Genomic DNA, 23,963 nt, shown 5'->3' with positions numbered 1-23,963 from the left:
GCTTGGCTTGCTCGGCGGCGGCGGGTCAATCTCTCGGCCACGTTCGTCGGCAATGAGTTGGGCCGCCTACATCCGAGCCCATCGTGAGATCGATTTCGCGATCGCAATGGTGACCGCGGGGATCCGGATGCTGGAGGAGCGTGCCGAGACGGGCACCGCATGTGCAGCGGGGGAGTCCGGGATCAACTGGCGTCGTTGCGCGCAATGTTCGATTCCGTCCCGCAGGGCTCAGCCCGGATCGGTTGGTTGCCGGAGCTCGGCGGCGAGGATGTGCACGCTGACCACCAGCACCCACGCCGGGAAGACCAGCGCCACCCAGAAGGCGAAGCTGACGACGACCAGCAGCACGACCGCGAGCAGATAGGTGGTGACCACCAGCGGTCGCGGCATCAGCCGCGTCCGTAACGACATCGTTGCCAGGGAGATCATGAACACCGCGGCCATGCGCACGGCGTAGACGTTGACGTGCAGCATCACCTCCCGTCCGAAGTTGACGATGTCGTTCTCCGCACGTTCGTGTTCCGGGAGACGGCGAGTAGACCGCCCGCGAACGGCAGCCCGCTGCCCAGGAAGACGGTCGCGAAGAAGCGGTCCTCGAGGTCCCCGAACCGGTCACGGAGGACCCCGATGAACCGCAGGAAGGCGATGCCCGCGATCGGCGCGAGGAACAGGGCTGCCGCGATCTGCGAGTTGCCCCGCACCCCGGGGTGTGCTCGCGGTCGTCGGCATCGCCGCCGCCAGCAGAACGATGCTGGCGGCGAAAAGGGCACCGAAGACGATGCCCGCGACCGCTGCGGCCCGGGGCGTCCGCAGGTGGCGGTAATGGGCTCCGCTGCGCGGATCGGCCATGCATCAATCACGGACGAAGTCGGGTGTCGGGACCAGCACGCGCCCCGGTCGCGGCCGGGGCGCGGCGCTCCTGCACCGCGGGTGAACAAACCCCTCGAGGCTTGCGCGTGCCGGGGGTAGACGCCTGGGTCACCGCGCGGGAACGATAAATGTGTGGGGTTCCCGCATGCCGAGAAGTGCGCAGCGGGCCGTCGACCGGAGGAGCGACGCCATGGCCACGAACCGTAAAGTCAAGATCGCGGTCGACATTCGGGACTCGGTTCCGGACTGGTCGCCGTACCTGCCGCAGGCGGCCCCCGAGGGCGCCCCGAACGTGCTGATGGTCGCGTGGGACGACGTGGGCTACGGCAGCATGGACGTCTTCGGCGGTCCCATCGAGACTCCCACCATGCAGCGCATCGCCGACGCAGGCGTGCGCTACTCGAATTTCCACACCACGGCACTCTGTTCGCCGACCCGCGCATCGCTGCTGACCGGCCGTAACGCCACGTCCAACGGGATGGCCACGGTCGCCGAACTCAGCTCCGGGTTCCCCGGCATCTCGACCCACATCCCCTTCGAGAACGGATTCATCTCCGAGGTACTGGCCGAACGCGGGTGGAACACCTACTGCGTCGGTAAATGGCATCTGACCCCGAGCGAGGAATGCAACATGTCGGCGGTCAAGAGCCGGTGGCCGCTGGGCCGGGGGTTCGAACGCTTCTACGGCTTCCTCGGTGGAGAGTCGAACAGTTGGTACCCGGATCTCGTCTACGACAACCACCCCATCGAAGCGCCCGGAGCCCCCGAGGACGGCTATCACCTGTCGAAGGACCTGTCCGACAAGTCGATCGAGTTCATCCGCGACGCCAAGGCCGTCGACCCCGACAAACCGTTCTTCATGTACCTGGCCCCGCAGGCCGGGCATGCCCCCCACCACGTCCCCGCGGAATGGGCCGACCGGTACAAAGGCAAGTTCGACCAGGGTTACGAGGCCATCCGCGCCGAGATCCTCGCCCGCCAGAAGGAATTGGGCTTGCTGCCCGAGGACACCGAACTGTCACCGATCAACCCCCACGGGGAGCCGAACACCACCGGCCCGGACGGTCAACTGTGGCCGATGCTTGACACGGTGCGCCCGTGGGACTCGCTCACCGCCGACGAGCAGCGCCTGTTCATCCGGATGGCCGAGGTATTCGCCGGGTTCATCTCCTACGCCGACGATCAGCTGGGCCGGGTGATCGACTTCCTCGACGAGTCGGGCCAACTCGACAACACTCTGCTCGTGGTGATCTCCGACAATGGTGCCAGCGGTGAGGGCGGCCCGAACGGTTCGTTCAACGAATGGCGGTTCTTCAACGGGGTCGCCGACACCACCGAAATGACGCTGCCGCACCTCGACGAGCTCGGCGGCCCCGCCTCGTACAACCACTACAACACCGGATGGGCCTGGGCGCTCGACACCCCGTTCCCGTATTGGAAGCGATGGGCGGGGTACGAGGGCGGCATCGCCGACATGTGCATGGTCTCCTGGCCGGCGAAGCTGACGCCCCGCACCGAACCGCTGCACCAGTACATCCACGCGGTCGATGTCGTGCCCACCATCTACGAACTCCTCGACATCGACCCGCCCGCGGTGCTCAAGGGCTACACGCAGAGCCCGATCGAAGGGGAGAGTTTCGCGGCGACGTTGACCGACTCCGAAGCCCCGGGAAAGGAGACTCAGTTCTACGCGATGCTCGGCCAGCGTTCCCTGTACCACGAGGGATGGCTCGCGTGTGCCCTGCACCCGCCGATCTCCGGGTGGGGCAATTTCGGCCACGACGTCTGGGAGCTCTACCACCTCGCCGAAGACCGGGCCCAACTCCACAACCTCGCCGACACCGAACCGGAACGCCTCGCCCAGATGAAGGAACTCTGGTTCTACTACGCCGGCATCTACAACGGCCTCCCGCTCGATGACCGCAACGCCCTCGAACAGGTCCTCGCCGACCGTCCGCACCCCGGCAAGAGCCGGGACCGCTACGTGTACTACCCGAACTGCGCGGACGTCCCCGAAACCGCGGGTGCCGCGATCACCGGCCGCTCCTACACCATCGCGGCCGGAGTCCACGTGGACAGCACCGACGCCGAGGGCGTCCTCTACGCGCACGGCGGCGTCGCGGGCGGGCACAGCCTGTACGTCAAGGATCACCGACTCCGCTACACATTCAACTGGCTCGGCACCCGTATCGAGGACGTGACCGCCGACCGCGACTTCACTCCGGGCGGGCACGTGTGCACCGCCGAATTCACCGTCAAGGGCAAGAACGAGGACCCGGCCATGCCCGGATTCACCGGCACCCTCGACCTCTACCTCGACGACCAACAGGTGGCCAGCAATGAGATTGTCACCCAGCCCGGGGTGTTCTGCCTCGTCGGCGACGGAATCTGTGTGGGACGCGACAGCGCCTCCCCGGTCACCGCCGACTACACCGCACCGTTCCCGTTCACCGGCGGAACCATCGACAAGGTCGTCGTCGACGTCTCCGGGCAACACTACGTCGACCACGAGGCACAGGTGAGGGGCTGGTTCATGATCGACTAGCCGCGCACATGCGCGCACCGAGTTGATAGGAGCATCAGCAGGGGCGACGCAGAAGCCCGCGCCCGGCGGTCGTCCCCCGGGAAGGAGTTGAAGGTAGAACCTCTGCAGGGTGGTTCACCTGAGGCAAGGTTGTCGGTGTTCATCGAGGTATTCACGTAGCATCGGCCCGACGACCGCGAACCCGTCGCCGCCCCGAGAGAACGGCGTTCCCCGAGATGATCTTGGAACACGCACTGCTGTCCGTGACTCCCGAGAGGGTCGCTGAATTCGAATCTGCATTCGGGCGGGCCGAGCCGATCATTTCGTCGATGCCCGGATTCCGCCGACTGCATTTGTCACGCGGCCACGAGCGCCCGAATGTCTACCTTCTGCTGGTCGAGTGGGAGGAGCTCGAAGACCACACCGAAGGATTTCGTCGGTCGGCTCGATACCAGGAGTGGAAGGACCTGCTACATCACTTCTACGAGCCGTTCCCGGTCGTGGAGCACTTCACACCTATTGATGAGTCTGCCCTCTAGCGCGACGTCGCGCATCAGGCCGAGGGCAGCACACCGTTCGCTACAGCTACGGCGAGACTACGGTGCCCGCGCGACGGGCGGGCGTGCGGTCGTCGGCGAACATGGCCTCGATCCTCGACTTGATCTCCGCGGTGCTCATGGAGCCGCCGTGGCGGGGCGTCCGCGACACGGTGGGAGTTGCCGGGGTGATCGAGACTGTCGCCATGCGTCCTGCTTTCGTCGGTTACTTATATGTGTGCCTCACGGTCACGTCTGTGATCTGGTTCACATCGTGGCCGACTATGTTGTACACCACATACCCGGTCGCGTGCCACTCGGCCCGGTAGCCAAGTGCTCGGGTTGTCGCAGCCGTGCCATTCGGCGAATGGACAGGAAATCCGGCCCCGGTACAGTCGCCCGAATGGATGAGGAGACGGCCCCGAACCGTCGACAGCTTCGGCTGGTGCAATCCCCGGTCCGTCTACCGGGCGAAGAGGACGAAGAACTCCTCGCCCGGTCGGTGATCGATGCGCTTGCCGGTGGCCTGTCGTGGGAGCAGATCGGTACTCGGCTCGGTGTGACCGCTCCGATCGCGTACGGCAGTCCGGTCACCGACCGGGACTGGCAGGATGCGGTTGTCGATCACGAGAATGAGCGGCAGCTATCGGACAGCGTTCGGCGTCCTTTCGCCGGAGACCGGGCCGTGTCCGTTTACGGAATTCCGCGGCACCGTGCAGGTGGCGGCGACGCACAGAATCGCGATCGCGAAGCAGACGATCGTGTACCAGATATTTCCGATGGGATCGCCGTTGCTCGTGACACCGTCGACGGCAGCGAAGTAGTCCGGTAACGCGGTCACCCACAACAGACCCATCACGCCGAGGTACACCGCGCTGTAGACACGCACGAAGTCGTTCGAGTAGGCGGAAACGTCCGACGCCCCCCCGCGCAGCCGCGACCACTGCCGCACCAGGACCGGGAACGCGACGAGCGTGACGACGACGAGTTCCGCCGCGTAGAGGAATCCTCGCACCGTGGTGCTCTCCATCCCGAGGATGGTCGCCGGGATGGGGAGGATGAACGTGCCCGCCGATGCCAAAAGTCCGATTACCATTGTCCGCCAAGCCAGTTCGAGTCCAGTAAAGTCCCGGCCCCGGTCGGCGTGGCGACCCACGAAGAACTGGACGCACAGCGCCAGCGACATCGGCCACAGTGCGGCGAACACCACGACGCTCGGCAGCGGGACCGCATCGAACATCGGCTGGTTGACCGGGTTGGTGGTCGACCATTCCCACCACCTCAGCTGCGGCCCCAGTTGATCGAATATCTCGTAGAACGCATGGTGCACGAAGCCCACGCAGACCGCGCCGACGAGCACGCCGTACTTTCGGAAGACGCCGAGCATTCGGACGAGCTCGAAGGCCAGCGTGGCCATCAGCGGATAGATCGCAATGATGTACAGGGGAAGCCGGCCCCACAGGAATTCCACCGTGAACACGTTGTGCGCGAACATCGTGTCCACGTGTTCCTCGATCCCGAACGCCGCCGGAAAGTACAGCGGCGGTTCGATGACGAACAGATACGCGGTGGCGCCGAACCAGAGCGCCAGGGTGGTCGGATCGCCGTTGCGGCGCCAGCGCAGGATCGCGAACACGAGCGCGAGCACCGACCCGAGCACGATCGTGAACTCGAGAACCGGCAGCGTCCAGTTCTCCAGGGCAAACGGATTACGGACCTCGACGAGTCCACCGGCCTCGGCGCACGAGAAGCCGAGCGCCGTCGACAGCTGGTCGAAGGTGGGGGAGCAGAGATCGGTCATTAGTTGACCACCGCCGCCGCGGACTCGGTCCGATGTTCACCCGACTCGGCGGTGTACCAGCGGGAGCAGTCGTAGCCGGCGTCGTATCGGGTGAACCACTCGTCGGCGAGCGCGGGCAGCTTCTCGTGCGTCGGGTTGTGTTTCGGCATCTGACTACGGACGACGCCGGCGAGGGCGGTGAGTTGTTCCCCGCGGGGGAGGTCGTCGAACGCGCGCGGCATGATCCCTTTGCTCAGGTAGGGCGCGAACGCGGTGAGCAGCTTCTGCTTGGTGCGGTGCGTCGCGAACATCGACATCGAATCGACCTTCCGCTCCCTCAGTGGGACGTGCTGGTTGAACCCGGCGCAGGCGATCCGGACAACCTTCATCACATGCGTGAAGATCGACGGCGCCATCCTCATCCGGTACAGCTCATCTCCGACAAGGGAATTGAAGATCACCAGCGCTGAGCTACGGTGTTCGACCTCCTCGACGAAGTGCCAGATGAACAGGGACGCAACCCGGTCGTCGCCCGGCCGGAAGAGGGTCGCGTCGTTGTCGAGCATCAGCTTGAACACCGGCGTGAACGTCGCCTCCAGATCGGCGGTGTAGGCGAGGCGGTAGTTCAGGCTGGTCGCCTCGGTGAGGAGGTCGAACTCGCCGATCACCGCGTCGAGGGTGTTCTGGAGTCCTGGATACCGCCTGATCAGGGCCTTGACGTGCTGACGATGCGCGGTGGAATGGTGGCCCTCCTGACGCATGAACGCCACGGCCTCGTCTGCGACATCGGGATCGGTCATCAACGGTTTCGCCTGCATGATCGCCTTGACGATCATCTTCTCGAAACCGATGGCCAGGAACGAGATCGCGTTCGACATGCTCGACCAGGCGGGGTTGTCGGGGTTCCAGAGGAACGGGACGTCCTGTTCGTCGAACGCGAAATCCATCTTTCTGGGATGCAGGTCGGACATGTGCAATTCCTCGTCTCGTGCGGCCTGAGTGGGCTGAAGTCTGTGGGCAGGTGGAGACCCGAGCCCCAACAACATACACACACCATAAACTCTGTATGATTACTTTTCGGCGGATTCGGGGAGAACGGCAGTGGCCGGAAGTGAGGCGCGCTCGCGGTAACCTCTGAGTCCAGGTCGGGCAATGTGCCGTCGTCCGTGCAGTACGTTCGGGCCGACGACGCATTGCGAGAGGTAAGGAACGGGCAATGGCAGGCAGGCGTGGGTGGGGTGGCAGCCCACCCGGAAGTGACGAGGAAGCGTCCCGTCGAATCGTCATCGCCGCAGTCGAGCTCATCAGCCGGAACGGCACGGCGATCAGCATCGCCGACGTTGCCGAATCCCTCGGCGTCATCCGTCAGACGGTCTACCGGTACTTTCCCAGCACCGACTCCCTCCTCCGAGCCGCAGCCATCGCCGCGGTCGACGGATTCCTCGACCGACTGACGCAACACGTCGCCGGCATCGAGGATCCAGCAGAAGCTGTGGTCGAGGCCGTGATCTACACGCTCAACGAAGCGCCCCGCGTTCCGCAGCTCGGCATCATGCTGTCCGGTTCCCATTCCCATGCCGAGGGCATCACGTCCGAGGAAGCCCTCACCTTCGGAATGACGATGATCAGGCGCTTCGACGTCGACTGGGAACGGCACGGCTACGGGGAGCACGCCCTCCGTGAGCTCGTCGAGTATCAGTTGCGGACGATGCAGTCGTTCTTCATCTCGCCGGGAAATCCGCCGCGTAGCCAGGACGAACTGCGTGCGTACCTGCGCCGATGGGTGGGATCTGCGGTCGCCGTCACGGGGAGTCCGGTGGGCCCTGCCGGTGGAGCGACGTAATCGGCTGGTTCGACGTTTCTGGTCCGACGACGTGCAGACCGAATAGACTTGCCGAGGTGACCCGCGAGGATCCCGATCGGCTCTCCGCCGACGATGCCCATATTCTGGGGCTCGAATCGGCGGTGATATCCGGCCACACCCTGAAGCTGGTGGTTCTCGAACCGAGCCCCGGCCCGCTGGACCTGGAGGCCCTGCGAACCGCGGTGGCGGAGCGCCTTTCGAGCGAGCCGCGCGCGACGCAGCGGATCGACGCCTCGGGTCCGGAGCCGCGCTGGACCGCGGCCACCGCCTTCGACATCAGCGATCACATCCGGCGCCGGGAAGAGCCGTGTGCGACGCGGGCCGATCTGTGGCGGGCCGTCAGCACGCTGATGTCCGAGCACCTCGACCACGAGCGACCACTGTGGACGTTCGATCTGCTCGGTCCGCTCGACGACGGGCGCGAGGCGATCGCCGTCCGGATCCATCACGCGATGGCCGACGGGATCGGCGCGGTGCGCTTCCTGCACGATGTGCTCTGGGATCGACACGTCGAACCGGCCCCGCACGGGTCGCGTCCGGGTGTTCGCGCCGATTCGGGGCAGCGTTCGCGAGTCGACGAGGTGCTGCGGCTGCCCGCGGCCGTGCATCGTGAACTGGGCCATCGCGGCTCACGCTCGCCGTTCGACCGTCCGATCAGTGCCGCTCGCGAACTCGCGTTCACCGTCGCCCCGCTCTCCGAGCTGAAAGCAATAGGCGCCTCGCGCCCCACCCGCGCAACCGTCAACGACGTACTTCTGGGGATCGTCGCAGGCGGCCTGCGCAGCTGGCTCTCGGCCGGCGACGCTGCGCTGCCGCGTCTGCGTGCTCAGGTTCCGGTCAGCCTTCACCATCGGAACGAGGGAGCGGAGGTCGGAAACCGCGATTCTTTCCTGAACATCGATCTGCCGCTCGCCGAGGCCGATCCGCTCATCCGACTCGACCGGATCAGCGCCGAGACCAGCAAGCGCAAACACCTCGACGACGCCGACGAGCTCTTCGATCTCTTCCACGCTCTCGGACGCGTGAAGCGCGTCGGGACGGCTGTGCAAAGACTCGCGGGCAGCGCGCGCGAGTTCAGTCTCGCGATCTCGAACGTTCCCGGCCCGCGCGTGCCGGTGAGCGTGTCCGGACGCCGGGTGGAGCGGCTCTTCTCCTCCTCGGAGCCCGCCGTTCACCACGCGCTGCGGATCTCGGCGATCTCCTGCGCCGGGATCGTCGGAATCGGGCTTTGTACCGACCCCGAAGCGCTGCCCGATGTTGCCCGACTGGCGGTGGCGATGGAAGATTCGTACGCCGAATTGCGTGACGCCGCATCGACGCCTTGAAGTCTGCCGGGATGGGTACACGGACACCATGGCATCCAGATCCGCATCACGCAGAATGCGGTCCGCGGTCGTCACAGTGCTGATGGCAGGGGGAGTTGTCTGCGTAGCCACCGGACAGGCACAGGCCGCCCCGACCCCCAGCGGAATCGCGGACGTTCCCCCTCGGACCGCGCTGTCGTTTGCACACACACCCAGCGGAACGAGAATGGGAACCGCGAATCAGGGCGAGGCGCGACCCGGTCTGTCGATCGTGAAATTGTATGTCGCCGATTACATGATCCGGCACGGTGACGGCTCGCCCGAAGACCTCGAACTCGGGCAACGAATAATCCGGGACAGCGACGACGCCGCCGCCTCGCAGGCGTACGCAAAGTATCCGCAAGCCATCGACGTCGTCGCCGCCGAGTACCGGCTCACCGGCACCCGCGGCGCCGCCTTCTGGGGTAACTCGGTGACCAGCACGGCTGACACGGTCACCTTCCTCGAGGCGAAGAAGACCGCCGACCCGAACAGTCCCGTTCTCAGATGGATGGCCACCGCCGCTCCCGTCGCCGTCGACGGCACCTACCAGAATTGGGGCACTGGTACATTGCCGTCGGTCACCGGAACGAAATGGGGATGGTCCGACGACGGCTCCAGCGTCGTCGCCTCCGCATCCTTCGGACCCGACTTCTCCGTCGTCGCCAATACCTACGGCACCGCCGAACAACACACCGGCGACGTCCTCGGCGCATTCGGCACCGAACCTACTCCGCCCGCCGGTATGGTGCCACCGCGCTGATAGCCGGCGAGGCGGCTCACCCCGCAGATTCGCCGCGCGTCGGCGGCACACCTGTCGCGGTTTGCGCGTCGGTCGGAGTTGGGGCCGCCGGCGCCGGGGTCGCAGCGTCACCCAGCGGCGCTCCGTTGGTGGGGGCCGTCGCCGAACTCGTGTCGGTGTGGTGGTGAGTCGCCTTCTTCGCCAGTTCGCCGACCTTGTGCTGCACCTGCGGCGCCTTGTCCTTCACCGTTTCCGTCGCGCCGCTCACCTTTTCCTGGATGGCGGGGTTGTGCCAGAGTTCGAGGGACTGGTGCCTCATCTTCTCGTAGGTTTGCCGGCCGGATCGGGTGCCCAGGACGAAGCCCACGGCCGCGCCCGCTGCGAAGGTCAACAATTTCTGCATGACATCTCCTGACTGTTGTGTGGCACGAGCAGATCAGCCGAACCGTCGTCCGAACGCCCTCTGCACAGCTTGCCCCCAGCTGAAAACCCCAAACCACGCGAAAGGTGTTCGATTCGAATGAATATCGGGATCGGATCGGTCGGCACGTGTCGGTGCCACTGGTGAACCGAAGCCGGCACGGCGGCCGCCTCAGTGATTGCGGAGCTCGTCGATGAGTTCCTTCTTGTTCAGCTTCGAATAGCCGGTCAAGCCGAGTTCTTTGGCTCGCTTCTCGAGCTCGTCGACCGTCCAGTCGTCGTAGGACTGCGACTTCCCGCCCGATTTTCCGATGTTCTCGCGGCCGCGGTCGGCAGCCGCGTTGGAGATGCGCGCCGCCTTCTCTTTGGAATCACCCTTCTTCCGCAGTTCCTCGTACAGTTTCTGGTCTTTGAGCTGGGGTTGCGAGTCCTTGGTTGCCATCCGGCGCTCCTCCCATCGAATTCGTGGTCTCCGCCTACCCGGGGACTCGGTGCCTCAAACGAGGGCGATCAGCACTTCCCCCTCGAGACCATCGGGGTCCCGGAAGAAGATGCTCTGTGCAGAACCGAAGTCGTTGATGGTTCCATCGCTGGCGGCCGCGTCGATCAGCCGCTGCCGGATCACTGCGAAGGCTTCCGGTGAGGCCGCCTGCAGACCGACGTGGTCTATGCGACCTCGCCCCCACATCGGTGTCTGACGCTCGGCTTCGGTGTTGCCGTCGATCACGAAGATGTTCAACTCGGTGTGCGGGCCGATCCGGATGACGGTCATCGTTTCGCCCTCTTCGCGGCCGTGCGGTCGCGTCGGCCCGACGTCGGCGTCGAACACGTCGGCATAGAACCTGCCCAGGCGGGCGGCGTCCTTGGAGATCCAGGCAATATGGTTGACCCCGTCGAGCAACATGATGTCCTCCGCTTAACATTCGGCACTGGAGATCTCGTGGGTCAACCGTCGCATATTCTGCTGCGCGAATCAGGGTGATCGCTGGGGCATGAACAGCACCATCGCGGGTACTCCGTGTGGACGCTGCGCGCGCAGCATGCGATGGCAGCGCGCCAGCCAGGTCTTCCGGCCCGGATTCCCCCTTGTTCGAGCCGGAGGGCCGCCCCGAAAAATGTTGAGCAACAGTGTTGTTCAGAACAAATGCCGACGGTTGGCCGGGGCGACCCGCGTCAGTCGACGACGGCGCCCCCGGGGAGGTTGACTCAGAGGACCGAGTAGCCGGCTGGCAGGGGAAGGCGGCCGGTCAACGCCAGCAGCGCCGCGGATGCTGTTCCCTGTGCTGCGGCCAGGCCACCGATCACGGCGAATGTCTCGGCTACTGCATCGTGAGGGACATCCGCGTTGACGCCGAGGGCGGCTGCCAAATCGCAGGTATGCACCGTCAGCTCGAGGGTTCGGGTTGGAAGGTAGCCCTGCAAGGTCATCGTCCCGAATGGTGTGCGCACCAGGGCGGTGGCTGGAGTGGCACGGACGCGCTCGGGTACCCGGGCAACCAGCGCGGTCAGCGCGGGCATCGGGTCCTCCCCGAGCGCGGCGCCGGCGGCGCGTCCCCGCTGTGCCACTGCTGCGGTGTCAGCCAGGGCACCGGCGATGGCCAGGTAGTACGCGACGGCATCGTCCAGGTCTGCCGGGTCGGAATCGTCACCGGCGACGTCGAGGTAGGTCTCCACCGTCGTCAGCGACCTGCTGGTGTGCCCCAGCAGGTCGCGCACGGACCACTCACCGAGGCCCGGGTCGTCATAGTGACCTGTCGCGGAGGCGCTGACTTCGAGGAACCGTCGGGCGGCACTGTCGAAGGCATCAGCAGTTGGACCGTCCATCGGCTCATTATCGCAGCCGACCAGTATCCACCGCCCGCCGAATTCAACTGTTCGACGGTGCCGGCATGGCTCACGGCGGTGTCAGGGCGAATCGGGCGATCACGTCGGGCAACCAGTCGGGTTCGCCGAATTGCAGACCGTAACGCTCGGCAATCGCGGCGAGCTGGGTGACATCCGGTGCGCCGGTGGCGACCAGTTCGGACATTTCCAGGAAACAATGTTCGAAGCCGGCTGGACTGATGATCTCGATCATGCGAGCCGGTTCGGTGCCGGCGTTCCACATGGCGTGCATCTCGCCTCGGGGCTTGGTGATGTATCCGCCGGATTCGAGAACGGCCTCCCGATCGCCGGAGCGGAATCCGATCACACCCTGAGTAACTATCGAGAATTCGTCCTCCCGCGTATGCAGATGCGGCGGCACCAGCGCACCGACCGGGAATGGGTGCTCCACGACCGACAACACCCCACCGGTGTCACGGCCCCAGAGCTTGAATTCGACCCCGATCGGGCCCAGGTCGCCGGTCTGCCCGGTCCCCGGCGGCAGGACGACCAACGGCGGGGGATCGGTTGCTCCCACGCGTCTCACCCACTCACGACGTCGACAGATCGGGTAACACGTTCTCTGCTCAACTCTTCGCCGACGGCGCAGATATTGTCAACGGTCTCGGGGCACAGCCGTTTGAAGATCTTGGCAGACAGACCCTTGCTTGTCGACGAAAAGCGTCGAGGTGGCGACTATGGAATTGTGCGGAATTGTGGCCGACGCAAACGCCACCGACCGAAACCGATCGAGCGAGAGATCCGGAGTGGCCCAATGGCTCAGCCCCCGAGTGCCTCGTCTCCTCGCGTACTCGCGGCCAGGCGCGCAGCCCGCATTATCGACACCACCGCAGTTGCCGTTACCTCGGCCTTCGCCGGGGGAGCCCTGCTCACCCAGACCGTAATTGTTCCGCACTGGCGGGAAATGGATCCGGCCGAATTCCTGTCGGAATTCGCGAGAGCCGGACCTGCCACCGGAGCGACGGTCTTCCCGTTCGAGGTCGCTTCGGTCGTGCTGCTGAGCATGACGACGTACTCGACCGTCACGAGTCGCCGACCAGGCCGCCTCGCGTGGGCTCTGGCGACGACGTGCATGGTCGGGACATTCTTACTGCTCCCGATCTACTTCCTGGACGCGAACCTCGCCCTGCTCGACCCCGCCTTCCCACCCCAGGCCGTGCACGCCGAGCTGACCGCGTGGTATCGCTGGAACTGGATACGCACGGGACTGGGCCTTGCCGCGGCCGCCCTCTCCTGCATTGCACTCACTGCCGGCCGACGTGAGAACGCCACCACATCGAGGTAACGCCGAGGGCAGCAACTACATATTCCCGCGAGAAGGCTTAACCGAACGTGCCTTCGGTCATCTCGGGGCGCCGGCACTGTGCGTATTTCGGCGAACGACTTGTCGCCACTCCGGGCGTACCTTGGTGACTTCGCCTCCAAGAAAGCGGGACAAGATCCGCACCACTGGATGGGGTCGATATCTCGAGACTCTTACGATGAGGTTAGTAATGCGGACATTTCGTGGGATGGCTCGGGCGCCGTAAAGGCGACTAGCAGCGGTTGTGGGGCGCTTCGATGTCGTCGGATCTGGCGCGACGAACAGAACGTGAGGATCAGGTCCTTCACTTCGGGGGGATACCTGCGAATGCGATTGCTGCAGGCGAGATCGTAGAGGCGATTTTCATATTCACGCTTGGAGATTCCGAAGTTGACCATGATGTCTTCTGCGGGTCCTCCGCCGAACGCGGACCAACGTCGGAAGAACTGAACCATGAAGTCATCGTCACGAGTGTTCGCGTGATCTTCTGGTCTGTTTGTCATTTCTGCCCTCCTACGACACCCATAGAGCCATGCCTCGAGCTGTATCTGAGCGCGGTCTCCGTCAGGAGTGCCTGCAGGACACACGATAGAACTGCGGGCAACGTGAACGCACTACTCCGAGGGATAGCCTGACGGCGCAGTTCACTCCACAAAAGATGAGGAATGCGCCACATCAGCAGTCACTGTTTTCCGGCGGCCACCCATGATGCGATTTGGGTACGTGAGGTGAAACCCAATTTTGTGAGGATGTGTTCCACGTGTCCTTGTGCTGTGCGGTTGGCGATGACCAGCCTGGTGGCGATCGCTCTGTTGGTCAGGCCTTCCGCTACGAGCCCGGCAACTTGGTGCTCGCGTTTGGTCAGAAGGCAGGTGTCGTCGGCGTGCGCTGAGGGGACCGGCGTGTCTTCGTCAAGTGCGAAGGCGACGGCTTCCGCCAGCGTCATGTGTCGGCCGGCTTGAAAGGCGTCGTCGAAGTGTTTGCTGCTCAGCGTGTTATGTGCTTGGCGTGCACATTCGTCGTGATGAATGTGGAGGCCGGGTATGTGAACTGGTGTGCTGCCGACGCTTTCCCAGAGTCCTTCGGCAGCGCCCATCAGCTGCGCGGCGTCTTCGGCTCGATCGGATTTTGCATGGATCCATGCCAGTGCCTCCAAGCACCAGGCGGCGCTGAGCGGGTCGTCGACCATCCGTGCCATCCGTAGCCCTTGACCGAGGAGCCCGGTAGCTCGGTCGTGGTTGCCGAGTTGCCATACCTGCAGGCCGAGGACCCAGAAGGAGCGGGCTCGGTAGACCGATTCGCCCAGGTCGGAGCTGAGGGTGATGGCCTCTTCGTTGCGGATGATCGCCTGCTCGGTGTCACCGAGGAGTCCGCTGGCGAGTCCGAGTCCTTGGAGTGTGGAGATCCGCAGGAACGGTGTGGGGTGGGTGTGGAGTGCGGCGAGAGCTGCGGCGAATGACGTCGCGGCTCGTTGTATGTTGCCGGAGTAGAGCTCATGCATTCCTTCGGCGTGGTGCAGATGGGCCCGGGCGACCTCATCGTCGATGTGATCGGTCGCGGTGCGGGCCGTGGAGAGTAGTTGCGCCCCGGCCGGGAGGTCGCCCTGTCGCCCGGCGAGGACGCTCTGGGCGCACAGCGCTCTCACTGTGTCTACCCGATGTCGACCGTTGTCAGTGGACAGTGCGCTTTCCAACCACCGTCGCCCCTCGCGGAGGAGCCCACGGGAGAACCAGAAGGGATAGAGTGCGGTGGCGAAATCGATCGAATCGGGGTTCTGCTGGGAGATGCGGAACTGGAGTGCGTCACGAAGGTTCGGTTGTTCGCGATCCAATCGAAGGATCCACATCAGCTGGTTCGCGCTGATCCACTCGGCTTCTGCGTCGTGTGCCATCTGCCGGTACCAGTCGCTGTGGCGGCGCCTCAGTGGCATCAGGTCCTCTGTGGCGCCGAGTTGCTCGCGGCCGTAGTCGCGCAACGTTTCGAGCATGCGGTAGCGGACAGTGAAGCCTTCCTCTTCTCGGACCAAGATCGACTTGTCGACCAATGAGGCGATGATGTCGAGGACGCTGTGTGGGGCTAGGTCGTCGCCGCAGATCGCCTCGGCTGCATCCAGTTCGAAGTTGCCGGCGAACACCGACAGTCGTGACCACAGCGTGCGTTCCTGCGGTGTGCAGAGGTCGTGGCTCCAGTCGATGCACAGCCGCAGTGATTGCTGGCGTGCCGGCGCGCGGCGCCGACCGCATGAGAGCAGCCGGTACCTGTCGGAGAGTTTGTCGTAGATCTGGTCGATCGAGATCGCGCGGAGGCGAACCGCGGCCAGCTCGATAGCGAGTGGAAGGCCGTCGAGGTGTTCGCAGACGCGGGCTACCTTTGGCCAGTTCTCCTCTGTGAGTTCGAATTCAGGGAGGGCGGTGGTGGCGCGGTCGAGGAACAACCGCACGGCGTCGTACTGGCTGATCGCCTGCATCGACCGTGTTCGCGAGTCTGGGGTGGCCAGCGGTTGTACTCGCTGGAGTGACTCGCCGCCCAGACCCAGTGGTTCGCGGCTGGTAGCCAGGATTCGCAGCTCGGGGCAGGACTGGAGGAGTATTTCAGCGAGGGCGGCGGTGGGGTCGATGAGGTGCTCGCAGTTGTCCAGGACGAGCAGGCATCGGCGGGACCGGAGGTGCTCGATGAGGCTGTGGAGCCGGTGCTGGTCGGGTAGTTCTTGAATCCTGAGCGTGGACGAAACGGTGTCGACGAGGAAGTCTCCGTCGGTCACCTCGCTGAGCTCCACCAGCCATACACCGTCGGTGAACGCGCGATGGGATTCGGCGGCCACCTTTGATGCGAGCCGGGTCTTTCCGACTCCTCCGGTCCCGATCAGGGTCACGAGGCGTGATTGGGCGAGTAACTTCTTCGTGGTGGCCACGTCGTGTCGGCGTCCGACGAAAGTGGTGAGGTCTGCGGGGAGATTCCCGCGGGCACCGGGGGAGGGGCGTAAGTCTTGGTCCGGCACGGCAGGCACGACGGTGAGAGCGGGCGCCGCCGGCTGAGACCGAATGGTGTCGGGCCGTGGCGAATCGGCGGTCGGGTGAGGATCGCAGGTTTTGATCACAGCCATCTCGTCTACCGGGCAACCGTTGAGGCGTTGCACCCGCCGAAGATGGTTTCCGAACTCGGCGGCGGTGGAGGGGCGGTCCTCGGGTTTCGGTGACATGGCTCGTTCAATCTCGACGCAGACGTTGTCGGGGACGCCGACCTTCCGGAGATCGGGGATCGGTTGGGTAGTGACTCGGAGGAATTGGGCGACGATCGGTTCGCCGACGTGTCGCTCGTACGCGGCGTGACCGGTCATCGCACAGAACATCGTCGAGGCGAGCGCGTAGACATCCGCCGCGGGAGTCGGGCACGCACCTTGGAGTACCTCCGGGGCGGTGTAGGCGAGCGTGCCGGTGACGACGTGGTCGGCGGTTTCGAAACCGCCGTCCACGTGAGCAATACCGAAGTCTGCGAGCTGCGGTTCGCCATAGTCGGTGAGCAAGATGTTTGCCGGCTTGACGTCGCGATGAAGGATGCCGGCGTTGTGCGCGGCCGCGAGGGCGCCGGCGATGCGAACCCCGAGACGCAATGAGTCGCTCCAGGTGAGCGCGCCTCGGTTGTCAATCCGATGTTGCAGCGACCCGCGACGATGGAATTGCATCGCCATGTAGGGCAGACCGGTGGCGGTGCTCCCGCATTGGAAGACGCTGACGATGTTCGGGTGGCCGGACAGCCGGCCCATCGCACGCTGCTCCCGGAGGAATCGGTCGAGATTCGACGCCTCGCGCCGCGAGGTCATGACCTTGACCGCCACGGCTCGCCCCAGGGCTGCCTGGGTGCACCGGTAGACGACTCCGAAGCCGCCACGCCCGATCTCCTCGGCGTCGTCGAACCCGGCAACCGCCAGTTCGTCCGGCAGGGATGGCGGTGCGATCTGAAACCTCACGGTCGCCGCAACGGAATGCGGGGGTTTTCCACGCGGGCCGTGGCTGTCCGTGCGGTACGGGTGGCTGTTCGTGGACAGCCACCCCGGCGTGACTCGGATGCAGGTTGTCATGCGCTTGACCAGCTTCTGCAGGATCGTCGAAAATCGAGCGTTCACCAGCCACAATGCCCCGGTTCCCGGCGACCGGCTATTCCCCCGGGGATAGAAGGCGGCAAGGGTTTGCTCCCTGAGAGATGACGTCCCCATCACGCTCGGTCAGTAGAACTGTGATCGCCACCCCACTCGCTGGCGAAGATACCAACCCCCATGCCGCGCCCGGTGACCCGTCCGGGACATATGTGCCACACGCGGGCGGCACGGATGCAGTCTCACAACCGGTGGAACTGCGCACCTGAAGGAGATGAATGTTGTCTACCGAAGCCACTACTCTCGTCCTCCCCACTGAGTTCCCGATGACGATCGGTGGGCGGTCCGTGACCGCACAGGACACGGCGCCGGTGTACAACCCGGCGACCACCGAGGTGATCGCCGAAGTCCCTGTTGCGACCTCGGACCAACTCGACGAGGCTGTCGCGGCCGCGCGGGCCGCCTTCCCCGGCTGGTCGGCGACACCACTGGCCGAGCGGCAGGCCATCGTCTCGGCGATCGGCGATCGGCTCGAAGCCCACGCCGAAGAGTTTCTGGCACTGCTGACCGCCGAGCAGGGCAAGCCGCGTCCGATGGCCGAATGGGAGGTCTATGGGTCGGTGGCGTGGTTCCGGGAGATCGCCAAGCAGTCCCTGCCTGAGGAGGTTCTCGAAGACACTGTCGAGCGCAGCGTGATCAGCCGGCACACGCCGCTGGGGGTCGTCGGTGCCATCGTGCCGTGGAACTTCCCGATCCTGCTGGCGGTCTGGAAGATTGCGCCTGCCCTGGTGGCGGGCAACACCATCATCGTCAAGCCGTCCCCCTTCACCCCCCTGTGCGACCTCAAGCTCGTCGAACTCGTGCAGGACCTGCTTCCCGCCGGCGTATTGAGCGCGGTCAGCGGTGACGACGAACTCGGCAAGTGGATCACAGCGCACCCCGGTATCGCGAAGATCGCGTTCACCGGCAGTACCGAAACGGGCAAGCACGTGATGCGGTCCGCGGCCGGCACGCTCAAGCGGGTCACCCTCGAGCTCGGCGGAAACGATCCGGCGATCGTCCTCCCGGACGTCGACCCGGCGAAGGTCGCCCCGCAGATCTTCTGGGCCGCATTCCAGAACAACGCCCAGTTCTGCAACGCCGCCAAGCGCATCTACATCCACGACGACGTCTACGAGGCCGTGCGGGACGAGCTGGTCGCGTACGCACGGACCGTGGTGGTCGGTGACGGGGCTGCCGCCGAGACCCAGTTGGGTCCGATCCAGAACCTGCCCCAGCTGCAGAAGGTGCAGGAGTACTTCGACGACTGCACGGCCAACGGCTACACCTTCGCCCTCGGCGGACAGATCGGCCCGGAGGCCGGCGGCTGGTTCGTCCCGGTCACCCTCGTCGACAACCCGCCGGAGGACTCCCGCCTGGTCGCCGAGGAACCCTTCGGGCCCATCCTGCCGCTGCTGCGCTGGAACGACGAAAGCGATGTCATCGCCCGGGCCAACGACACCGTCTGGGGCCTTGGCGCCACCGTGTGGGGCGACGATCTCGAGGCGATCGAGCGGATCGGACGTCAGCTCGAAGCCGGAACGGTGTGGCTCAACGAGGTGCACCAGTACTCGCCGCATCAGGTTTTCGGCGGACACAAGCAGTCCGGCATCGGCGCCGAGAACTCCCTGCACGGTCTCGCCGAATACACCAACCATCAGACGATCACGCTGAACAAGGTCCCCGACACGGTCTCGTGAGACCACCAGCACCCGAATATCTTTCGAAGAGGACAGTGCAACTATGAAGACCACAGCAGCCGTCCTGCGAGCAGCGCAGGAGCCGTTGTCGCTCGAGGAACTCGACATCGGCGAGTTACGCCCCCGCGAGGTCCTGGTGCGGATCGTCGGCTCCGGTATCTGCCACACCGACCTCGGGATGATCGCGACCGCGGAAACCGACGCCGCCCCAATCGTGCTCGGCCACGAGGGATCAGGAATCGTCACCGCGGTCGGACCGGAGGTCGAGCGCATCGAGCCCGGCGACCACGTGGTGCTCTCCTACAACTTCTGCGCCGAGTGCGACAACTGCGCACGCTCACTCCCGATGCACTGCCGGAACTTCCTCCCACTCAATTTGGTCGGCGCACGCCTGGACGGTTCGAGCGTCCTCAGCTCCAGCGGCGAACAGGTACGCGGACACTTCTTCGGCCAATCCTCGTGGGCGACCTACGCCGTGGCCAACGAGCAGAACTGTGTCCGCGTCGCCCGCAATCTGCCGCTCGAGTTGCTCGCTCCCCTCGGTTGCGGCATCCAAACCGGTGCCGGCGCGGTGCTGAACACCCTCCATCCGGACGAAGGATCGTCGATCGCGATCTTCGGGACCGGCTCGGTCGGGCTCGCCGCCCTGCTGGGCGCGGTGGTCGCCGGCTGCAGCACCATCATCGCCGTCGACATCCAGCCCGCACGCCTGGCGAAGGCCGCCGACCTCGGCGCCACCCACACCATCAACTCGGCCGAGGAGAACGTGGTCGAACGAATCCGCGACATCACCGGAGGAGGAGTTCACTATTCGGTCGACTGCATCGGCCTGGCGGACGTCGTGCGCAGCGCACTCGAATGTCTGCAGTCGCCGGGGGTGTGTGCCACCGTCGGCTTCCAAGGCGTCCCGAACGAGATCTCCGTCGACCAGGGGCACCTGTTGTTCGGCCGCAGCCTGATCGGCGTCATCGAGGGCGACGCCATTTCGCAGGAATTCGTCACCCGCATGATCGATCTCTACCAGGCCGGCAAGTTCCCCTTCACCGAGCTGATCGACACCTTCGAGTTCGACCAGATCAACGAGGCGATCGAGGCTGTTCACCTGGGCAAGGTCACCAAGGCGGTTCTGACCTTCGACGAGCCCACCTCGGCGAACAGGGCGACAGGTGAATAATCGCTCCGGTGGCGTTCCGCCCGCGGTGGGACCGGGAGAGATCCTTCCCTTCTCCGCGGCCCGCCACCCGGACAAGGTCGCCCTCGTCGTCGGTGACACGTGCCTGACGTACCGGGAACTCCACCACCTGTCGGACGCGGTCGCGGCCTCACTGCGCGCGCGGGGGATCGGCACGAAAGACGTGTGCTCGCTCTACGCACAGAACTGCTGGGAATGGATCGTCGCGTATCACGGGATCCTCAAAGCGGGTGCGACCGTCAATCCGGTCAATGTCATGCTCACCGGTCCGGAGTTGGCGTTCGTCCTCTCCGACTGCGAGGCCGAAGCCCTCTTCTTCGGGGCATCCCAAGCCGATACGGTCGCGAGCGTTCTGGGGGAGATGTCCGCCGTCGAACTGGTGTGCCAGCTCGACGGTGACATCGGCGACGGAATCGGTGCGGTGCCCTTCACCGAGCTGCTCACCGCCCCGGTCGACGGTGCGCCGGCCGCGCGTCCGGCGCCCGGTCCCACCGACCTGTGCAGCATCGGCTACACCTCCGGGACCACCGGCCACCCGAAGGGCGCGATGCAGTCGCAGCGATCGGTGCTGCTCAATTGCGCGTTGACGGCCACGATGCACGGGCGCAACGCCGACGACATCGTCGTCACCGCGTTGCCCTCGGCGCACGTGTACGGCAACGTCGCCATCAACAGCACCTTCCTCGCCGGCGGCACGGTAGTGCTGATGGAGCGGTTCGACGCCGGGGAAGCCCTGGCGCTGCTCGAAGGAGCCCGTGCCACCCTGTTCGAGGGCGTGCCGGCGATGTATTCGATGATGCTCGCACACCCGGCGTTCGAGACCGCGGACCTGACCACCCTGCGCGCAAGCACCATCGGTGGTCAGACATTCGCCCCGGAACTGCTCGATCGCTGGCAGACCAGGGCCCCGGGCCCGGTGCTGGAACTGTGGGGGATGACCGAGCTGTCCGGGCTGGGCACCACCCACGCGGTCCACGCCCCACCGGTAGCCGGGTCGATCGGAGTCTCTCTCCCCGGGCTCGAGATCAAGATCGGCGCGATCGACGGCACAACAGGCGACATCCCGAGGGGTGAGCATGGTGAGTTGCTCGTCCGTGGCCCCTTGGTGATGCTCGGGTACTACGGCCGCCCGGACGCCACCGCCGAGGCGCTCACCGAAGACGGGTGGCTGCGCACCGGCGATGTCGCCTACGTCGATGACACCGGACACTTCTTCATCGTGGACCGGCTCAAGGACATGATCGTCACCGCCGGCTACAACGTGTATCCCGCCGAAATCGAACGCGTCATCGGCGCGCATCCCCACGTCGCGCTGGTCGCCGTCGGAGGCCGGCCGGATCCGGTCAAAGGGGAGATCGCCGTCGCCTACGTCGTTCCGGCCCCGGCCGCCCAGCTGCTCCCACAGGAGATCATCGAGCATTGCCGAGCCCATTTGGCCGCCTACAAGCGGCCGCGTGAGGTGGTGTTCGTCGATGCCCTGCCGACCACCTCGTCGGGCAAGCTCATGCGCCGCAAGTTGGCGGAACTCGAGGTCGCCGACAGTGATCAAGACGTTGTCCGCGCGAGATAATGGTCACACGGAACGCTATCCGCGGCGCCCATGCGGTGGTCACACATCAGCGGGCATTGTGACTGGAGCAACATGGCAAGTTGGATGTGGTCGAGGCCACCTTCCTCGATTCGATCAAAGGAGTACCAATGCAGGTTGTAGCCGAAGGGTTCAACGCCTTCGAGACACAGAAGAGCCCGAAGGGTGAGGTCAAGTTCCTGGGCTCCCCCAAGGACGTGATCGAGGTTGTGCGGTCCGGAAAGTTGCAGGACTACATCCTGCTCGTTCGCGGCGGCACGACGACCTTCCTGACTCCGGCGTTGAGCATGGGTGCTTCCGGCGTCATCACGATGTCGGGCGCTCCCGAGTCGCACCTCGGCATCCTCTCTCGTGAGTTCCAGATCCCGTGTGTGATGACCGCGCACCTGACCGCCAGCGATTCGCGCTACGTCGTGGGCAACACCGACGACGCGCACTTCGAGGAGATCGCCGAAACCCTGATCGGCAAAACCGTCCAACTGCACTGTGGCGACGCGGAGGTCGCGCGCGTCAGCATCGTCAGCTGACCGTCTTCGACCACACATCCATGGGCAGAGAGGAACACCCCCCAATGAGCATCGAAATGACACCCGGCCTCCGCTCGACATACAAGCAGCGCTACGAACCCGACGATGACGGTCTGCGGTTCCAGGACCTGGTCTTCGAAGGCAACTTCGTCGGCCAGGAACCCATGCGCGACGGCATCCTCGGCGACAAGGTGCAGAAGCAGCGCGCCAAGAGCAAGGTCCTCGAGAAGGTCAGCAAGGAGGACGTCCTGGCCGACCAGTTCACCCTGGACGAGCTCAACGACCTCAACAACTACCTGGCGTGGAACATCTGGGACGTGCTCGTCATGCGCGCCACCGAAGGCGTCTCGGGCATGATCCCCCGCCAGGAATACGAGATCCTCGCGTTCATGCACGAGTTCTACCGATGGCCGGAGATCCTGCGCATGACCACCGACGAGGTCGGAGCCCAGGGCATCTTGGACATCGGGGCCTCGGCACGGCGGGAGATCGGCACCAAGATCAACGCGGTGCACGACTGGTCGATCGGGGCTGTCGGCTTCGGGATGGGCCGCTGCGGACTGCTCGCACTCGAAGCGATCGGACCCGACGACTACATCGAGGAGAGCAACGAGCTCCTCAAGTTCATGCAGCGGATCGAGTTCGGCAAGCGCCAGGACGGATACATCCTCAACTCGCAGGACCGTTACCGCTGCCAGATCCACGAGCCGGACTTCCTCGCGGGCATCATCAACCAGCTCGAAACGCTCGAACCGGGAAGCCCCAAGCACGAATCCTTCACCCGCTTCAACGCCGCCGCCGAACTGCTCTCGTTCCTCGATCACATGGATTGCCGGCTCGGTCTCGGTGATACCGGCCCCTATGAACTGCCCAACGGCAACATCCTCATTCTTCGTGATCTGTTCGTCAACGAGCCCGTCTTCCACTGGTCCGATGTGTGCGACGACGCCGGCCTGCCGCACGCCTACACCATCGCGCTCGAGATCGACCCGGAAATACTGGGACTGCAAGAAATTCGCGTCAACGACATCTCCACCACCTTCACCCGGCCGAAGAACTACATTCCCGCCATCGTCGGCGGCGCCGTCTTCGCCCGAGAGCAGTGGGACACCCCGATGTCGGACGTGCGCACCATCAAGATCGACGACCTGGGTGGCGAGCTGCCGAAGATTCAGGACGCCACGCTCAAGATGTACGGCAAGATCTCGCGGATGTGCCGCCGCGACCTCATCTGGGCCGGCCAATACGTCTACTACGTAGACATGATCTTGCCGTACCTGCGTAAGGCCGGAACATACGAGAAGGCATGCGACGAATACCAGCTCTGGGAAATTGACCAGCGCGTGTCGAACTACTACTACGACATCGGCAAGCGCGGCTTCGCGCAGGAAGTCGTTCCGCAGAAGATCTTCTCCGGCCAGGGCTATCTGCCCTTCGGGGAGGGTGCGGATCTGCGCAGGTCGAAGTACCGCTGGCTTTAACCACCCGTTCACAGATTCGGGGGCGGCGGAGCGAACCGGCCTGTCGCGTGGGCATCTGCGTTCCGTCGCCCCCGTTC

The 23,963-nt window shown here is 64.9% G+C and carries 20 protein-coding genes and 1 pseudogene; 11 read left to right on the top strand and 10 right to left on the bottom strand.

Annotation, left to right across the window (positions count from 1 at the left end; genetic code table 11):
- Window positions 1–228 precede the first annotated feature (228 nt).
- Window positions 229–849: pseudogene (locus MLGJGCBP_RS54385) on the bottom strand (hypothetical protein).
- Window positions 850–1,060: 211 nt separating this feature from the next.
- On the opposite strand from MLGJGCBP_RS54385, the gene MLGJGCBP_RS28640 reads away from it, so the two are divergent.
- A complete protein-coding gene (locus tag MLGJGCBP_RS28640) occupies window positions 1,061–3,415 on the top strand; it encodes an arylsulfatase (RefSeq protein WP_160099741.1) in 2,355 nt (784 codons plus the stop codon).
- A gap of 215 nt (window positions 3,416–3,630) precedes the next feature.
- Window positions 3,631–3,933 (top strand): antibiotic biosynthesis monooxygenase family protein, encoded by a 303-nt coding sequence (locus MLGJGCBP_RS28635; RefSeq protein WP_160099739.1) that lies wholly within the window; start codon window positions 3,631–3,633, stop codon window positions 3,931–3,933.
- Window positions 3,934–3,979: 46 nt separating this feature from the next.
- On the opposite strand, the gene MLGJGCBP_RS50700 is transcribed toward MLGJGCBP_RS28635, so the two are convergent.
- The 3 genes from MLGJGCBP_RS50700 to MLGJGCBP_RS28625 all read right to left on the bottom strand — a co-directional run bounded on the left by MLGJGCBP_RS50700 (window position 3,980) and on the right by MLGJGCBP_RS28625 (window position 6,681).
- Entirely contained in the window at window positions 3,980–4,138 is a 159-nt protein-coding gene (locus MLGJGCBP_RS50700) for a hypothetical protein (protein ID WP_201453225.1), read from the bottom strand.
- A 435-nt stretch (window positions 4,139–4,573) separates the two neighbouring features.
- Window positions 4,574–5,731, bottom strand: coding sequence for a hypothetical protein (locus MLGJGCBP_RS28630; RefSeq protein ID WP_160099737.1), 1,158 nt, complete (start codon window positions 5,729–5,731; stop codon window positions 4,574–4,576).
- Window positions 5,731–6,681, bottom strand: coding sequence for a metal-dependent hydrolase (locus MLGJGCBP_RS28625; RefSeq protein ID WP_160099735.1), 951 nt, complete (start codon window positions 6,679–6,681; stop codon window positions 5,731–5,733). Before MLGJGCBP_RS28625 ends, MLGJGCBP_RS28630 begins: the two co-directional genes overlap by 1 nt.
- A gap of 245 nt (window positions 6,682–6,926) precedes the next feature.
- Between MLGJGCBP_RS28625 and MLGJGCBP_RS28620 the strand changes: the two genes are divergently transcribed.
- The 3 genes from MLGJGCBP_RS28620 to MLGJGCBP_RS28610 all read left to right on the top strand — a co-directional run bounded on the left by MLGJGCBP_RS28620 (window position 6,927) and on the right by MLGJGCBP_RS28610 (window position 9,680).
- Entirely contained in the window at window positions 6,927–7,553 is a 627-nt protein-coding gene (locus MLGJGCBP_RS28620; RefSeq protein ID WP_160099733.1) for a TetR/AcrR family transcriptional regulator, read from the top strand.
- Window positions 7,554–7,609: 56 nt separating this feature from the next.
- Complete coding sequence (locus tag MLGJGCBP_RS28615; RefSeq protein ID WP_160099731.1) at window positions 7,610–8,899, top strand: wax ester/triacylglycerol synthase domain-containing protein; 1,290 nt, start codon at window positions 7,610–7,612, stop codon at window positions 8,897–8,899.
- 82 nt (window positions 8,900–8,981) lie between these two features.
- Window positions 8,982–9,680, top strand: a complete 699-nt coding sequence (locus tag MLGJGCBP_RS28610) for a hypothetical protein (RefSeq protein WP_442972128.1) — start codon at window positions 8,982–8,984, stop codon at window positions 9,678–9,680.
- 16 nt (window positions 9,681–9,696) lie between these two features.
- On the opposite strand, the gene MLGJGCBP_RS28605 is transcribed toward MLGJGCBP_RS28610, so the two are convergent.
- From MLGJGCBP_RS28605 to MLGJGCBP_RS28585, 5 genes are all read right to left on the bottom strand, one after another.
- Window positions 9,697–10,062, bottom strand: a complete 366-nt coding sequence (locus MLGJGCBP_RS28605; RefSeq protein WP_160099727.1) for a YtxH domain-containing protein — start codon at window positions 10,060–10,062, stop codon at window positions 9,697–9,699.
- Between the two features lie 189 nt (window positions 10,063–10,251).
- On the bottom strand, window positions 10,252–10,521 hold the full coding sequence (locus MLGJGCBP_RS28600) for a DUF7218 family protein (RefSeq protein ID WP_160099725.1): 270 nt from the start codon (window positions 10,519–10,521) through the stop codon (window positions 10,252–10,254).
- 54 nt (window positions 10,522–10,575) lie between these two features.
- Window positions 10,576–10,983: a VOC family protein gene (locus tag MLGJGCBP_RS28595; RefSeq protein ID WP_160099723.1), complete on the bottom strand. Its 408-nt coding sequence runs from the start codon at window positions 10,981–10,983 to the stop codon at window positions 10,576–10,578.
- A 302-nt stretch (window positions 10,984–11,285) separates the two neighbouring features.
- A complete protein-coding gene (locus MLGJGCBP_RS28590) occupies window positions 11,286–11,903 on the bottom strand; it encodes a maleylpyruvate isomerase N-terminal domain-containing protein (protein ID WP_160099721.1) in 618 nt (205 codons plus the stop codon).
- A gap of 70 nt (window positions 11,904–11,973) precedes the next feature.
- Window positions 11,974–12,480, bottom strand: a complete 507-nt coding sequence (locus MLGJGCBP_RS28585) for a cupin domain-containing protein (protein WP_160099719.1) — start codon at window positions 12,478–12,480, stop codon at window positions 11,974–11,976.
- 237 nt (window positions 12,481–12,717) lie between these two features.
- Here MLGJGCBP_RS28585 and MLGJGCBP_RS28580 point away from each other — a divergent pair, with 237 nt between their 5' ends.
- Window positions 12,718–13,248, top strand: coding sequence for a DUF1772 domain-containing protein (locus MLGJGCBP_RS28580; protein ID WP_160099717.1), 531 nt, complete (start codon window positions 12,718–12,720; stop codon window positions 13,246–13,248).
- Window positions 13,249–13,948: 700 nt separating this feature from the next.
- On the opposite strand, the gene MLGJGCBP_RS28575 is transcribed toward MLGJGCBP_RS28580, so the two are convergent.
- The gene (locus MLGJGCBP_RS28575) at window positions 13,949–17,389 is read right to left on the bottom strand and encodes a protein kinase domain-containing protein (protein WP_236581414.1); all 3,441 of its coding nucleotides are present in this window, start codon (window positions 17,387–17,389) and stop codon (window positions 13,949–13,951) included.
- 248 nt (window positions 17,390–17,637) lie between these two features.
- Here MLGJGCBP_RS28575 and MLGJGCBP_RS28570 point away from each other — a divergent pair, with 248 nt between their 5' ends.
- From MLGJGCBP_RS28570 to MLGJGCBP_RS28550, 5 genes are all read left to right on the top strand, one after another.
- On the top strand, window positions 17,638–19,098 hold the full coding sequence (locus MLGJGCBP_RS28570; protein WP_201453223.1) for an aldehyde dehydrogenase family protein: 1,461 nt from the start codon (window positions 17,638–17,640) through the stop codon (window positions 19,096–19,098).
- A 43-nt stretch (window positions 19,099–19,141) separates the two neighbouring features.
- Window positions 19,142–20,272, top strand: coding sequence for an NAD(P)-dependent alcohol dehydrogenase (locus tag MLGJGCBP_RS28565; RefSeq protein WP_160099715.1), 1,131 nt, complete (start codon window positions 19,142–19,144; stop codon window positions 20,270–20,272).
- Window positions 20,265–21,860 carry a class I adenylate-forming enzyme family protein gene (locus MLGJGCBP_RS28560; RefSeq protein WP_236581410.1) on the top strand — a complete coding sequence of 532 codons (1,596 nt, stop codon included), beginning with the start codon at window positions 20,265–20,267 and terminating at the stop codon, window positions 21,858–21,860. Before MLGJGCBP_RS28565 ends, MLGJGCBP_RS28560 begins: the two co-directional genes overlap by 8 nt.
- A 128-nt stretch (window positions 21,861–21,988) precedes the next feature.
- Window positions 21,989–22,405, top strand: coding sequence for a PEP-utilizing enzyme (locus MLGJGCBP_RS28555; RefSeq protein WP_160099713.1), 417 nt, complete (start codon window positions 21,989–21,991; stop codon window positions 22,403–22,405).
- Between the two features lie 44 nt (window positions 22,406–22,449).
- Window positions 22,450–23,886, top strand: coding sequence for a hypothetical protein (locus tag MLGJGCBP_RS28550; protein WP_160099711.1), 1,437 nt, complete (start codon window positions 22,450–22,452; stop codon window positions 23,884–23,886).
- Window positions 23,887–23,963: the final 77 nt, after the last annotated feature.

It is taken from the genome of Rhodococcus sp. T7 (assembly GCF_009872365.1).
In the GTDB taxonomy this organism is placed as follows: Bacteria; Actinomycetota; Actinomycetes; order Mycobacteriales; family Mycobacteriaceae; genus Rhodococcus_F.
This window is presented reverse-complemented; position numbering and strand designations above follow the sequence as displayed.

Coding starts and splice junctions, on each gene's coding strand:
- MLGJGCBP_RS28640 (WP_160099741.1), top strand. CDS start 1,061: ATGGCCACGAACCGTAAAGTCAAGATCGCGGTCGACATTCGGGACTCG.
- MLGJGCBP_RS28635 (WP_160099739.1), top strand. CDS start 3,631: ATGATCTTGGAACACGCACTGCTGTCCGTGACTCCCGAGAGGGTCGCT.
- MLGJGCBP_RS50700 (WP_201453225.1), bottom strand. CDS start 4,138: ATGGCGACAGTCTCGATCACCCCGGCAACTCCCACCGTGTCGCGGACG.
- MLGJGCBP_RS28630 (WP_160099737.1), bottom strand. CDS start 5,731: ATGACCGATCTCTGCTCCCCCACCTTCGACCAGCTGTCGACGGCGCTC.
- MLGJGCBP_RS28625 (WP_160099735.1), bottom strand. CDS start 6,681: ATGTCCGACCTGCATCCCAGAAAGATGGATTTCGCGTTCGACGAACAG.
- MLGJGCBP_RS28620 (WP_160099733.1), top strand. CDS start 6,927: ATGGCAGGCAGGCGTGGGTGGGGTGGCAGCCCACCCGGAAGTGACGAG.
- MLGJGCBP_RS28610 (WP_442972128.1), top strand. CDS start 8,982: ATGGCAGGGGGAGTTGTCTGCGTAGCCACCGGACAGGCACAGGCCGCC.
- MLGJGCBP_RS28605 (WP_160099727.1), bottom strand. CDS start 10,062: ATGCAGAAATTGTTGACCTTCGCAGCGGGCGCGGCCGTGGGCTTCGTC.
- MLGJGCBP_RS28600 (WP_160099725.1), bottom strand. CDS start 10,521: ATGGCAACCAAGGACTCGCAACCCCAGCTCAAAGACCAGAAACTGTAC.
- MLGJGCBP_RS28595 (WP_160099723.1), bottom strand. CDS start 10,983: ATGTTGCTCGACGGGGTCAACCATATTGCCTGGATCTCCAAGGACGCC.
- MLGJGCBP_RS28590 (WP_160099721.1), bottom strand. CDS start 11,903: ATGGACGGTCCAACTGCTGATGCCTTCGACAGTGCCGCCCGACGGTTC.
- MLGJGCBP_RS28580 (WP_160099717.1), top strand. CDS start 12,718: ATGGCTCAGCCCCCGAGTGCCTCGTCTCCTCGCGTACTCGCGGCCAGG.
- MLGJGCBP_RS28570 (WP_201453223.1), top strand. CDS start 17,638: ATGTTGTCTACCGAAGCCACTACTCTCGTCCTCCCCACTGAGTTCCCG.
- MLGJGCBP_RS28565 (WP_160099715.1), top strand. CDS start 19,142: ATGAAGACCACAGCAGCCGTCCTGCGAGCAGCGCAGGAGCCGTTGTCG.
- MLGJGCBP_RS28555 (WP_160099713.1), top strand. CDS start 21,989: ATGCAGGTTGTAGCCGAAGGGTTCAACGCCTTCGAGACACAGAAGAGC.
- MLGJGCBP_RS28550 (WP_160099711.1), top strand. CDS start 22,450: ATGAGCATCGAAATGACACCCGGCCTCCGCTCGACATACAAGCAGCGC.